12 protein-coding genes are annotated in these 13,598 nt (G+C 49.2%); 7 read left to right on the top strand and 5 right to left on the bottom strand.

What is annotated here, in order from left to right:
* Nucleotide 1 precedes the first annotated feature (1 nt).
* A complete protein-coding gene (gene deoD / locus ACN08X_RS04895; protein ID WP_419108069.1) occupies nt 2–712 on the bottom strand; it encodes a purine-nucleoside phosphorylase in 711 nt (236 codons plus the stop codon).
* A gap of 102 nt (nt 713–814) precedes the next feature.
* Nucleotides 815–1,414, bottom strand: a complete 600-nt coding sequence (locus ACN08X_RS04890) for an arsenic metallochaperone ArsD family protein (protein WP_419105831.1) — start codon at nt 1,412–1,414, stop codon at nt 815–817.
* Between the two features lie 188 nt (nt 1,415–1,602).
* Between ACN08X_RS04890 and ACN08X_RS04885 the strand changes: the two genes are divergently transcribed.
* A complete protein-coding gene (locus ACN08X_RS04885) occupies nt 1,603–2,118 on the top strand; it encodes a PTS sugar transporter subunit IIA (protein ID WP_419105830.1) in 516 nt (171 codons plus the stop codon).
* A gap of 8 nt (nt 2,119–2,126) precedes the next feature.
* Here ACN08X_RS04885 and ACN08X_RS04880 read toward each other — a convergent pair whose 3' ends face one another.
* Nucleotides 2,127–3,440 carry a hypothetical protein gene (locus tag ACN08X_RS04880; protein ID WP_419108068.1) on the bottom strand — a complete coding sequence of 438 codons (1,314 nt, stop codon included), beginning with the start codon at nt 3,438–3,440 and terminating at the stop codon, nt 2,127–2,129.
* Between the two features lie 193 nt (nt 3,441–3,633).
* On the opposite strand from ACN08X_RS04880, the gene ACN08X_RS04875 reads away from it, so the two are divergent.
* From ACN08X_RS04875 to gabT, 3 genes are all read left to right on the top strand, one after another.
* Nucleotides 3,634–5,142: an NAD-dependent succinate-semialdehyde dehydrogenase gene (locus tag ACN08X_RS04875; protein ID WP_419108067.1), complete on the top strand. Its 1,509-nt coding sequence runs from the start codon at nt 3,634–3,636 to the stop codon at nt 5,140–5,142.
* A gap of 55 nt (nt 5,143–5,197) precedes the next feature.
* Nucleotides 5,198–6,625: a gamma-aminobutyraldehyde dehydrogenase gene (locus ACN08X_RS04870; protein WP_419108066.1), complete on the top strand. Its 1,428-nt coding sequence runs from the start codon at nt 5,198–5,200 to the stop codon at nt 6,623–6,625.
* Nucleotides 6,626–6,757: 132 nt separating this feature from the next.
* Nucleotides 6,758–8,098 (top strand): 4-aminobutyrate--2-oxoglutarate transaminase, encoded by a 1,341-nt coding sequence (gene gabT, locus ACN08X_RS04865; RefSeq protein ID WP_419108065.1) that lies wholly within the window; start codon nt 6,758–6,760, stop codon nt 8,096–8,098.
* Nucleotides 8,099–8,737: 639 nt separating this feature from the next.
* Here the strand turns inward: gabT and ACN08X_RS04860 are convergent.
* Nucleotides 8,738–10,009: a sucrase ferredoxin gene (locus ACN08X_RS04860; RefSeq protein WP_419108064.1), complete on the bottom strand. Its 1,272-nt coding sequence runs from the start codon at nt 10,007–10,009 to the stop codon at nt 8,738–8,740.
* Between the two features lie 61 nt (nt 10,010–10,070).
* Between ACN08X_RS04860 and ACN08X_RS04855 the strand changes: the two genes are divergently transcribed.
* The 3 genes from ACN08X_RS04855 to ACN08X_RS04845 all read left to right on the top strand — a co-directional run bounded on the left by ACN08X_RS04855 (nt 10,071) and on the right by ACN08X_RS04845 (nt 12,465).
* A complete protein-coding gene (locus ACN08X_RS04855; protein ID WP_419101202.1) occupies nt 10,071–10,478 on the top strand; it encodes an RNA-binding S4 domain-containing protein in 408 nt (135 codons plus the stop codon).
* Between the two features lie 72 nt (nt 10,479–10,550).
* Nucleotides 10,551–11,081, top strand: a complete 531-nt coding sequence (locus ACN08X_RS04850) for a GNAT family N-acetyltransferase (protein WP_419108063.1) — start codon at nt 10,551–10,553, stop codon at nt 11,079–11,081.
* 31 nt (nt 11,082–11,112) lie between these two features.
* Nucleotides 11,113–12,465: an MATE family efflux transporter gene (locus tag ACN08X_RS04845; protein ID WP_419108062.1), complete on the top strand. Its 1,353-nt coding sequence runs from the start codon at nt 11,113–11,115 to the stop codon at nt 12,463–12,465.
* A 47-nt stretch (nt 12,466–12,512) separates the two neighbouring features.
* On the opposite strand, the gene ACN08X_RS04840 is transcribed toward ACN08X_RS04845, so the two are convergent.
* A complete protein-coding gene (locus ACN08X_RS04840; RefSeq protein ID WP_419108061.1) occupies nt 12,513–13,550 on the bottom strand; it encodes a YeiH family protein in 1,038 nt (345 codons plus the stop codon).
* Between the last annotated feature and the right edge of the window lie 48 nt (nt 13,551–13,598).

Here is a 13,598-nt window from a genome sequence, read left to right as displayed (position 1 = left end):
CTTAACGTGCAGCAACCGGAAGAACAAGCTCCATCATCTGAGTAAAGCTCTTCTGACGCTGCTCACTGGTGGTCTCTTCACCCTTAAACAAATGATCAGAAACCGTGAACAAAGCCAACGCCTCAACACCAGCATGTGCCGCAACAGAATAAATACCAGCAGTCTCCATCTCAACCGCAAGAACACCCATCTGAGCCCAACGCTGAGCATCAGAAGGATCATGACGATAAAACACATCAGAAGACAAAACATTACCCACATGCAACTGAACACCCTGAGACTCAGCTTCCTGCGCCACAGCAGAAAGCAGACTCCACGATGCAGTCGGGGCAAAAGTACCAGGAAGCTTGTACTGATGCATGAAATGAGAATCTGTAGAAGCTGAAGCCGCAACCACAATATCGAATAGTTCAAGCTGATCTTGCATGCCACCACAAGAACCAATACGAATCAGGCGCTCAACACCGAACGTATGAATCAGCTCATAAGCATAAAGACTCGCAGAAGGAATACCCATGCCAGAGCCCATCACAGAAACCTGCTGACCATTAAACATTCCTGTAAACCCAAACATGTTACGAACAGTATTAAACTGCTGAACATCGCTCAGATAATTCTCCGCGATAAACTGCGCACGAAGAGGATCCCCCGGCAAAAGAACAGTTTTTGCAAGAGGAACACCCTGAGGGTTGATATGAGGAGTGCTTGTCATAGGAGCGTCCTTTCAAAGACCATACAGAACTTCAACATCACTGCTGAAGAACACGCTAATAATTCTCAATACTTTAGTTTAGGTGATATGAACGGATAGACCCTATCCGCAACCACAGCCACCGCAACCACAACCCCCAGAAGCCGGCGCACCAGAGAGTCGACGCTCTACCTCAGATAATTCTTCGTCTGAAAACTCATCCTGATTCTCCGCAGACTCCATCAGGTTCTGACGCTGACCAATATCCGGTGCCCCAGAAGGATTCTGAGAAAGACCCGCTAACGTTGCAGCAAAACCTGCCGGAGCTGAAGGCTTTGCAGGGGGAGCCGACTCTGTGGCGACAGGGCCACAACCAGCGGCAGTCGCCGACACCTTTTTCTGCTGCACACTACGAGCGCGCGAAAAACGCTGTAACTGTTCAGCATCAGGGTAGTGATAAGACACCTTCACCTCACCATCAACCAACAAAATAGGGAGCACATCAGCACCCGATATCTCAATCTGATCAGCTACCGGAACACACTGCGTAAAAGCGCTCGGATAAGAATCTGTTGAATAAACAACAATATCTAAACCTTCATCAAGAAGTTGCTGAGCTGTCCTAAGAAACTCCTCACGCTCTATATCTTGCGGGTCGTCAGGATTCTCTCCCGGAGCGGGAATAAACACCTCAAGTTCAGCATTTTGTACAGTATCAGCCACAATTCTCCTCATCATGATAGAACTCGTATCAACGTTACCCGTGCAGAAGATACTTTGTATATAACAATGTCGAGACAAGCCAAGAACACGTAAAATTTCTGTATCTATGAGTGGCTAAATACCACTCAAGAGTGTTCTGGGTTACTCTCATGGTGTGTAGAGAAACAACATGCGTCCAAAGGAGAACGATGTTTGGATTCAGACGAAAAAAGAGAACAGCCACGCTCTCAACCACACCATATACGCCAGAAGAACTCTTCTCGCCAGTACAAGGAACATATAAGCCACTAAACCTTGTCGGAGACCCCGTATTCTCCAGCGGGCTACTAGGAGAAGGCTACGCCGTAGAAGCGACAGAAGAAACCATCAACGCGCCCGTGAGTGGACGTATCGTTCTCATTCAAAACACCCTCCAAGCATGCGCCATCTGCACGCCACAAGGGGCAGAAGTACTCATACACATTGGAGTAGACGTCGCCCAACGAAACCACTACGGGCTCAAAGCGTTAGTCGAAACAGGAACTCACATCACCGCAGGAGAACCCCTACTACGCATCAGCAGAGAAAAAGAATACGCCTCCACGCCACTGCCAGAAGTCATGGTCATGGTCACTAACATGAAGAACTTCGGCGTGAACATCACTAACAATGACGTACGTGAGGTCTCCAGCGGAGAGCACCTCGGCTACACTAAGCCACGCTAAAACGACTCCTAGCCAAGGAAAAACTTTTTGACCGCAGCTTTAAGAACACTCTCAGGCTCAGATTCTGCAAAATGACGTCTCTTCGGCTCCTCACGCTCTGCCTCAAGATTCTTCTCCTGAGCAGAAACAGGAAGTGACTCATCTGAAGAAGGTGACGATGTCTCGGGGTCAACAGCAGAAGACTCCTCGGAATCACCAAAAGCATGAGTCGCAAAATCTTGAGCAAACTCTTCCTGAGATTTCTGCTCAGCCTGCCTTGTCTGCCGTACAAACTCATCAACTTGTGAGCGATAAGATATTGTGTCGGATTCAGTAGAAGGAGTCTCTTCTTCTACCGGTAAAGAACCATCTGCAAGAACCTGAGAAGATGCAGGCTCTGTAAGAGAATCCATCGTCACCGCCGAAACAGCCTGCTCCTGCTGTGGCTGACTCTCATATGCGCTGTCATCTTTGATGGTGGTAGAGCTTATCCACTGAGCAGCCGACGAATCCTCCAAAACGCCCCAACTCTTACGGCGCTCCTCTTCGTTGACCCAGTTGCCAGTCACAAAATCTGAGAAGGAACGAGCAAGAAGACGAGGCGGCTCTGCAATACGCGGGTCGCGGCTAATAACCTGACCCTTTGCGCCAGAAGCTCCAGGGGCAAGATCTACCGCATAAAGAGTATCTGTGTCATGGGCAATCTCTACCCACAGTCGATGAGATAGCAACGGCTGTACAACATCGCTTGGTTGCGCTGGAATACGTGGAAGCTGAGCATCTGCAAGGTCGCTCGCTCCAAAATCTTCTTCAATATGTGATGCAAGAATATCCCCAAAGGGGCCGTCTGCAATCTTTCCATCGCGTACCGTCGAACGATAAAAACGCAACTCCGGCAATGTGATGCCACCACGTTTTTTAATAATGTAATCAATATCTGAAGGAGAATAACCCTTGGTATGCCCTAAACGAGTGAGCGTACGATGAAGCGCTAAACCATCATTTTGGGTGGTTGGTACGCCCTCTAAATCACCGGGGTTATCCTCAACGGCATAATCCCCAATATCTTCATGAGAAAGCGAAGTGTCAATATTGATAACGGCATTCGGGGGAATAGTGCCACTATTCAATAAATTCTGAGTAGCCACAAGAAAATTCTGGGTGAGCGTTGCATCAATAACAAGATTTCCGCTGTCGTTGGTCAACGAAAATTCAACTATTTCACCGTGAGAGCTAAGAAGGTGCGCGTGAATAGGCTCTTGCGCCTGCTGTGAGTAATTCTCTAGAAGCGAGGTCAGAACCGGTAAATCTACAGTGTTTGTGGGGGAGCTGTTCAAACTCATGGGGTCATTTTCTCATACCGTCGCATTGTGTACAGACTCTTGCGATAAGAAGATTAAAAATACCTTCAACAAAAGCCATTAATATCGTGATAACGGTAGCAAAAATAATAAAACCTCGCCAAAATTGCCTTAACCCATTAGGTTGGGGTGTGATAGAAGAATCATCATCTTCCCCCTATCATTCCAACATTCAATGAAGAACATGGAGAAAAGGACTAACGTGAACACCGCAATCACCGAACTCATCAACAAAGTACCCACCGGCTTACTCATTGGCGATCAGTGGAAAGAAAGCTCCACCGGAGAAACCTTTGACGTGTTAAACCCTGCAACTGAAGAAAAACTAGCAACTATTGCCTCAGCAACTTCTCAAGACGCTACTGAAGCGTTAGACGCCGCATGTCACGCCGCATATAAAAACAAGGGGTGGGTTGAAACTCCTGCACGTGAACGAGCTGAAATTCTTCGTCGCGCCTACGAACTGGTCACAGAACGTGCCGAAGACTTCGCCCAACTTATGACACTTGAGATGGGTAAACCGCTTGCAGAAGCTCACGGAGAAGTAAAATACGGTGCTGAGTTTCTTCGCTGGTTCTCTGAAGAAACCGTTCGCAACTACGGGCGATACGTTAACACACCCGAAGGAACAAACCGTATCCTCACCTCCCGCAAACCCGTTGGTCCGTGCTTGCTCATCACCCCATGGAATTTTCCTCTTGCTATGGCAACACGCAAAGTCGCTCCAGCTATCGCCGCTGGCTGCACCATGATTCTCAAGCCAGCACGACTCACCCCTTTGACCGCGCAATACTTTGCGCAAACAATGCTCGATGCTGGACTTCCTCACGGAGTGCTCAACGTCGTACCCTCAGCCTCAGCATCTGCTATTAGTGCACCCCTCCTTGCTGATTCTCGACTGCGTAAAGTGTCCTTTACTGGATCAACGGAAGTTGGTAAAAAACTCCTCGAACAAGCTTCCGCAAATGTTCTGCGCACCTCCATGGAACTCGGCGGAAACGCGCCGTTTATCGTCTTTGACGATGCTGATATTGATGACGCCGTCAACGGCGCAATGGGCGCAAAGATGCGAAACATGGGTCAAGCCTGCACCGCTGCAAACCGTTTTATTGTGCACGAATCAGTTGCTGAAGAATTCACTGAAAAATTTGCCGAAAAAATCCGTCAGATGAAAGTCGGCAACGGCATGGATGAAGGGGTTACTTGCGGTCCTCTCATCGAAAAGAAAGCACAAGAACAGATGAGCGAAAAAGTTGCTGACGCGGTAGCTCACGGTGCTCGTATCGTTGTGGGCGGTCACGCAATAGATGGTGCAGGATATTTCTTTGAACCAACCGTGTTAGCTAACGTTCCAGCAGAAGCATCTGTGATTCGTGAAGAAATCTTTGGGCCTATTGCACCCATTATGACCTTTAGCGATGAATATGAAGCTTACCGCATGGCTAATAACACCGAATACGGGCTTGCCTCCTACGTTTACACTAAGGATTATCAGCGTCAACTGCGTGCCGCTGACCACCTAGAATTCGGTTTGGTGGGTTGGAATGCTGGGGTTATCTCTAACGCGGCTGCACCCTTTGGCGGAGTTAAACATTCTGGTTTAGGTCGTGAAGGAGCCGCAGAAGGCATCGATGAATACACCTACACGCAATATATCGGAGTTAAAGACCCCTACGCTCTTTAGCAGATATGCTGTAAGTAATGCACGTCACCCCAAGACACAATGAAGGGTTCACCCCATGAAACGCCTACAATACTTCATTAACGGAGAATTTATCGACTCGCTTTCAGTCGAGACACTCGATATCGTTAACCCCGCAACCGAAGAAACCGTCGCACAATCACCTATTGCAACAGCAGAAGAGATCGAAGCCGCCATGAGTGCTGCTCGTGAAGCCTTCACTAGTTGGCGACGAACCACCCCATCACAACGACAAAAATACCTCCTTGAGCTGGCAACAGCCATGGAAGAAAACGCCGACAAACTGGTTGAAGCGCAACACCGCAATACCGGTCAGCCACGAGAAATCATCCGCAACGAAGAAGTTCTCGCCGGTGCAGACCAAATGCGCTTCTTTGCTGGTTGCGCACGCACCCTTGAAGGCAAAGCAGCCTACGAATACATGGCCGACCATACCTCCTATATTCGCCGTGAACCCGTAGGTGTTGTTGCCCAAGTCGCCCCATGGAACTACCCGCTCCTAATGGCCGTGTGGAAACTGGGACCAGCTTTGGCGGCCGGTAATACCGTTGTTCTTAAACCCTCGGACACTACCCCAGAATCCACTCTGGTGCTGGCCCAGCTCATTCAGAATATTTTCCCTGCCGGTGTGGTAAACGTACTCTTAGGAGACGCAAGTGTTGGGGCTCAGATGGTAGAACACCCCACCCCGTCCATGGTCTCTATTACCGGTTCAGTGCGTGCAGGCCAAGCAGTGGCCGCAAGCGCCGCAAAAGACCTCAAACGTGCACACCTTGAACTTGGTGGTAAAGCTCCCGCCATCGTTTTCGCTGATGCAGATTTACCTCGCGCGGCTCGTATGCTCACCGAATTCGGGTACTTTAATGCTGGTCAAGACTGCACTGCTATTACTCGTGTTCTTGTTGAAGAGTCTGTCTACGAACAATTCCGTGCACTGCTGGTGCAAGAAGCCGAAAAGATTACGACCGGAGACGCAGACGACTCAAAGAACTATTATGGCCCGCTCAATAACGTCAACCATTTCAAGACGGTTATGCAGAAGCTAGAGAACCTTCCTGAGCACGCGGTTGTTGATACGGGCGGTGTTCGTTGCACTGAGCGCGGATACTTCATTGCACCCACGGTGATTAGTAACGTCAAACAGCAAGACTCTATCGTCCAAGAAGAAACATTTGCGCCGGTTCTGACTGTGCAACCTTTTAGTGATGAGGCAGAAGCTCTAGAACTAGCTAATGACGTCTCGTATGCGTTGGCGTCTTCTGTGTGGACAAGCAACCACGGTGTTGCCATGCGCATGTCTCGTGACCTTGATTTTGGTGCTGTATGGATTAACACTCACGTCATGCTCACCGCAGAAATGCCACATGGAGGATACAAACTCTCTGGATACGGCAAAGACCTCTCCCTGTATTCAGTAGAAGAGTACACCCGCGTTAAACACGTGATGAGTGATATGAGCGTGTAATTCCTCTACGGCGGGAGTCTTTAGCTCCTGCTTGTGAAGTGACTGAACACAAAAGCTGCCGAGAAGAGACCCGAACGTTTCACGTGAAACGTCAACTCTTCTCGGTTGCTTCCTCTAAGAGAAAGTACATCAATGACAAACATAACCTACCGCCTGCCACAAGAAATCAAACTCAACGGCACCTTCCCCGGTGAACACTCACAACAACTAGCACAACGACGAGCAGACGCCGTACCCGCCGGAGTCGCCTCCACTGCGCCCATCTACGCACAAGACGCAGACGGCGGAGTAATCCTCGACGTCGACGGAAACTCCTTCGTAGACCTCGGCTCAGGCATCGCCGTAACCTCCGTAGGCGCAAGCGCCCCACGAGTGGTCAAAGCCATCCAAGAAGCCAGCGAACATTTCACCCACACCTGTTTTATGGTCACCCCCTACGAGGGATATATTGCGGTAGCAGAAAAACTCAACGAACTCACCCCCGGTAACTTCCCTAAACGGTCCGTCCTCTTCAACTCCGGAGCAGAAGCCGTAGAAAACGCCGTAAAAATCGCGCGCGCAGCAACCGGACGTAACGCCATCATCGTTTTCGACCACGCATACCACGGGCGAACCAACCTCACCATGGCACTCACCGCAAAAGCCACCCCCTACAAAAAAGGCTTTGGCCCATTCGCACCAGAAATCTACCGTGTGCCCATGAGCTACCCCTACCGTGACGGTGAAGAACTCACCGGCGCACAAGCGGCACAACGAGCTATCGACATCATCGAAAAACAAGTCGGAGCAGAATACATCGCCGCCGTGCTCATCGAACCCATTCAAGGTGAAGGCGGATTCATCGTCCCCGCAGAAGGGTTCCTCTCTAACATCGCACAATGGGCAAAAAGCAAAGACATCGTCTTCATCGCCGACGAAGTACAAGCCGGATTCTGCCGTACCGGACGATGGTTCGCCAGCGAATATGAAGGCATCGAACCAGACCTCATCACCACCGCAAAAGGCATTGCCGGTGGTATGCCACTATCAGCCGTTACCGGACGAGCTGAACTCTTCGAAAAAGTGCAACCAGGCGGACTCGGTGGCACCTATGGCGGAAACCCTGTCGCCTGCGCCTCAGCTCTCGCCACCATTGAAACCATGCAAGAATGGAACCTCAACGAACGCGCGTTACGTATTGAACAACTCATCCGCCAAAAACTTGAACCGCTCGTCCACGAACTGCCTATTCTTGGTCAAGTACGTGGACGCGGCGCCATGATGGCACTAGAGTTCGTTCTCGACACCGACTCACAAGAACCACACCCGCAAGCAGCACGAGATATCGCAAGCTACTGCCTAGAACGCGGAGTGCTTATCCTCACCTGCGGAACATACGGCAACGTTGTACGCTTATTACCTCCTCTGACCATCCCAGAAAATCTCCTTGAACAGGCATTAGATATTCTGGTTGAAGGTATACAACTGGTGTGACTTGTTTCACTGTTTTAGACATGTGGCAATGGTGATTTTATGATAAAATCAACGTGTAAGGAAAACGCAGATTGGAGATTTTGATCAACTGGTGATTTAGTATATTGTTAGACAGTTTATAATAGGTAGTGTTATATGAACCAGAATCATGTGAGATAGTAGCTGGTATATTAGGTGTCCTATCAAAGACTGTATGATTGGACGTAATTTTGCGCTTTGGGGATTGTTTTCCATGCGTTTACGCATAAAAAGACTTGCCATAAGGGATTGTGTCTTTTTTGAATTCGGTCTATCGAAGATTTTCGTTATCGACGGTTGCAATATTGATTCTATTCGGTATAGCGCGAATTGGTGAATTAGTAGTATTGCAAAGACCATGATTTTATGTTTCACCGTTGAGTTATCTGTGATATTTTCCGCGTAAAGGATTGTGGCTAATATCCTTAGTATTATTTTCATTGTTGTCCTTGTGAATTTAATTTTTCTCATCATGCTCCTTATGTTGATTATGATGTTTAGTCGACACTTTTGTGTCTACACGATATTTTAGTTGATTATTGTAACTTAAGTTAAATAAGTTTTAAGCTCTAAGCTTATTATCTTCTACTTCGATGTCGAACAGTTGGTTTCAGTCCCTATTCAGGATAATTTTTCCACCGAGAGAACCTTAAACGTTGAAAGCGGTTTTTCTCCTTTACCGCAAGACTCACGTGCCGGAGCAGTCTTCGTTTTAGCTGTGACAACAACCCACGAACGACCATCCTCATGGTGAACAATAGAGCGCTGAACACCCTTATGCGCGGACGAAAAAACTTGAGAAGACCCAGTATCCTGCCCACCATGAAGCAACGCATACTTTTCACGACGGTACTGCTCTTTAACCTCACGATACCGCCGATTAAGCTCATTGAGCTCTACCAGCTCTTCAACACATGCCTGACCATAAGACAACTTTTTGCGTAGAACCTTCGCCCGCGCCTTCTGCTCACGCCACAGTCGACTCTTACGCAACCGCGCATACTTCTTCTTCAACTGCCGATACTCTCGAGACTTCTTAAGATTCTTCTTTTTCTTTGAGGACTTCTCACTTTTAACAGAAGAAAACGACAGCTGAGAAATAGTAGGCTCTTCTCCACCCTGAGCAAGATACTCACGAACAGCAACCTCTGCCACCTGATGAACCACCGCAAGAGAAGAACAACCACGAATACCAGCCAACGACGGAACCTGATACTCCTCTAAAGACACCACCGCCATAAGAGCAGTAGCAGGAGTTAGCCGACCATACATATAACCAGCAGGCAACACCACACCTGTGGGAGCTAAACGATGCCCACCAATATGCGAACACTCCCAAACCGTCTCCGGAGGGCGAACCTGCTTGAGATACTGTGCAATAGGTCGTCCTGCTAACGCACAACACCGATCACGCTTACCATGAGTACACAAAAATATGAGACTATGAGGAACCTTCTTAACACCCTTAATCTTCTGCGGTGAGTGCAACGGAAGAGAGAGCATCTTCTCTAGATGAGGAACCTCAAAACGGTACGTGTGCTGCTTCCCCTGTGCACTATTAACAATAAAAATGCGGTGTGTTTGACGCTTCTGCTGAGATTGACTTCCACGTGAAGCCGGCTCCCTAATAAACAACAGCTTATATCCGCGAAGTTTTTTAACCTTACGCGCAATTCTTCGAGCAAGTGCAGAATGAACACTGCCACCTTTGAGGATATCTCGCCCCCACTGCCCTGGCACCTCAACACCAACCCACCCGCGGGTACGTGTAGCCGTCCCATAAGTTTCACCCTCAACATTCTGAGAACAAGACTCTGGTGGAAGAACAGGGAAACGGATAGTAGAAAGAATCTCCTCATGCGAGCAGGGTGGGAGGGCGAGGGTGGTAGTCATATCTTCAGCTTAGCTGGGTATGCTAAGAGAGTCATATTTGTTTTGAGGAAAGGCACAGAAAATGAGTCAGGACAACCTCAGCTCATCTCATCAACATAATCCACCAGTTCGGGTTGATGTGTGGTTGTGGTCTGTGCGTATCTTTAAAACACGATCCTTAGCGCAGAGTGAATGTAAAGCAGGGCACGTACGTATCGACGATAGCGCTGTTAAACCCTCGCGAACAGTAAAACCGGGAGACGTGATACGTGTACGATACCCCGGATATGAGAAGGTCCTGAAAGTTATTCGTACCATTTCTCGTCGAGTAGGCGCACCTATTGCGGTGACCTGTTACGAGGACTTATCCGAACCATACCCATCATATTTACTGCGTGGCGGTGTTCCCCGCCGTGAACCTGGTGCGGGGCGCCCAACAAAAGCTCAACGTCGTGAACTCAACAAACTTCGAGGATACGAAAAATCTTAAAATCTGATGCTCAACCTATAGAGAGGAAAAGCTCTCTTCCGTCGACTCACCCCTACCACTAGGATAGAGCGAGTGATACATGAAGAAACCCCAAACTACCGGTTAGCAAACCTCAACGACGCACCCATACTGCACACCTTCGCACAAAAGATGTTCCCCGACGCAACACCGTCCTACATCCCCCAAGAAGCAGTACAAACCTTCATCAACGAAAAACTCTCACAAAAAATCTTTGAAGAATACATCCGCTCAGAACACTACCAAGTAGGCATCCTCGAAAAGAACAAACAACCTGTCGGGTACACCGTCCTCTGCACCAACACCGCCGAAAACCCCGAAATCGTTGCAGAAGCAGCATGCTTAAGCAAGTTCTATCTAGACCCATCCGTACGCGGCAACGGAACAGCCCAAAAAATGATGGATGCCGTCTGCGAACAAGCACGACAAGCAGGATTCACAACACTATGGCTCGGCACCGCAAAACTCAACATACGTGCCAACAAATTCTACGAAAAATACGGTTTCCGTATCGTCGGAGAACGCAAATTCTACCTCACCCAAGACATCTACGGAGACGACGTCATACGCCGTCTCAACCTCTAAACACCTGCCCCACACAAGTAGAGTAAAGATTATGTCAGCTACCCGCCCTGCACCCTCCAACACCTTGCACCGACAAATCCTTCACCTAGCAATACCAGCCTTCGGCGCACTCGTCGCTGAACCGCTCTTCGTCATGGCTGACTCTGCCATGATCGGACACCTCGGCACCGACAAACTAGCAGGACTCACCCTCGGCTCGACCATCATCCAAACAGTCATAGGGCTAATGGTGTTCCTCTCATACTCCACAACACCGGCAGTTGCCCGAGCCTACGGAAAAAATAACCTCGCTCAAGCCTACGCTGCAGGACGAAACGCGCTCTGGGTCGCCCTCGGACTAGGGGCACTACTTGGCATCTTAGGGTGGGTTTTCTCTCAACAGCTCTTCACCGCATTAGGAGGAGACACCGCCACCACCATCAACGCCCAAGAATACTTACACCCCTCACTACTTGGACTGCCCGCCATGCTCGGTGTACTCGCAATCGTAGGGGTGCTACGAGGTTTACAAGACACAAAAACCCCGCTCTATGTTGCCACCGTCGGCGCGATTGTGAACATCGTCCTCGACTGGGTGATGATTTACCTTCTGGGGTGGGGACTTGCCGGCTCTGCTATTGCTACCGCCACCGTACAATGGGGCATGTTCGCTGTCCTCAGTGTGAGTCTGTGGCGGGGTATCACCCGATACGGTGTGCAACTTTCACCCGAACTTTCGGGGCTTCGCCACGTATTTGCTCTCGGCTCATGGCTCATGTTGCGCTCGCTTTCTATGCGAGTGGCGTTACTCGGCACGGTTATTGTTGCCACACATCAAGGGCAGACAGCTCTTGCAACCTATCAGCTCACCATGAGCTTTTTCAGCTTTCTTGCTTTTGCACTCGACTCTTTGGCTATCGCTGCACAGGCTCTTTTAGGTAAAGAACTGGGGGCGCAGAACCTCAACACGGCACAAGGAAAGAACGCTGTTCTTGATCTTAAAAATGCTTTAGTGCGGTGGAGTCTTTATTTTGGTGTAATTACAGGAATTTTCTGTGCACTCATCGGCTTTACTGGTAGCTGGATTTTTAGTTCTGACCCGCACGTTCAACACCTTTTTGCGTTGTCCTTATTAGTTGTGGGACTCACCCAACCATTAGCCGCATATGTTTTTGTTCTAGACGGGGTGCTGATGGGCGCAGAAGACATGCGTTATCTTGGCATTGCTTCACTCATTGTTTTAGGTGCCTACGTGCCGTCACTTCTACTCGTTGACGTCCTCACCCCGCTCATGGGGCAGAGTGCGGCCTTTATCGCTCTATGGTTAGCGTACTCCACGATTTTTATGGGTGCTCGTGCCGTGACTCTTGGCCGACGCGCTCGCACTGAGATATGGGTTCGGTAGGACTTGCTCCACATCGAATGCTCATAGAACCTAAGACGCTTGAAAACCTACATGACGACTAAGACCAAGACAAGGCTCACCACAGCCGCAACAACACTCGCAACAGCACCCAAAACAACAGCACTCAACCCCGTCGTCATAATCTTCCGAAGATGAACATTAGTGCCCATCGCACCCATCGCAACAGTAATCAACACCGTTGACAGAACCTCAGCACCCCTCAACACGCTGCTAAGAACACCATCAAACCCCATATAGGTCAACACCGAACGCAAAAATACTGCAACAAGGAAACCCACCACAAAAAGTGGCAACAACGGTGGCCGCTTCTGAGACGACACCCCACGACGAGCTTTCTCTTGCCCCTGCCGATACCCCACATAAGCAACCAAAGGAGCAAGAAGAACCACACGACCCAACTTCGTCACCGTAGCAGTTGCCACCACATCCGTACCGATAAACCCAGCACCCGCAACAACCTGACCCACCTCATGGATAGAAGTACCAATCCAAACCCCAGCCTGCTCGGACGAAAGACCAAACTGAACAGCTAACGCCGGAATAAGAAACATCAAAAATGTTCCAAACAGTGTTACACAAGCAATAGCAGTAGTCGCAGAAGACTCCACATCCTCTTCGGAATCATCTTTTTTCTCTAACACCGCAGACATACCAGCAACCGCAGAAGCACCACAAATAGCTGTACCCGTCGCAATAAGCATACGAGAATTATGGGCAACACCCATCAAACGTCCGCACCACAACGTCACCAGATACGTGCTCAGCACCGTGACCGCAATGATAAAAAGCACGCCCCAACCTAGCTCAAGAATGTCAGGAATTGCCAGACGCAACCCCAAGAGCACAACACCAACCCTCAAAAACGTTTTACTCGAATACGTCAAACCTGCTGAACAAGAATCGGGGATAAAACCCACATTCCGCATCAAAATGCCGAGAACAATCGCCAACAGGAGAACGCTAACAAGCTGAAACCCCGGAATAAACGTGATGAGATAAGCTCCCACTGTTAACGCAATTGCAAAGAGAATACCGTGTAAGCGGGAGGTAAAAGTACTGAACATAAACTAAACATAACCCATATCTACGATACGTACACCAAGATATGACAG

It is taken from the genome of Rothia sp. P6271, assembly GCF_048512995.1.
Lineage (GTDB): Bacteria > Actinomycetota > Actinomycetes > Actinomycetales > Micrococcaceae > Rothia.
The sequence above is the reverse complement of the archived record's forward strand: the minus strand, read 5'-3'. Positions and strand labels throughout refer to the sequence as shown.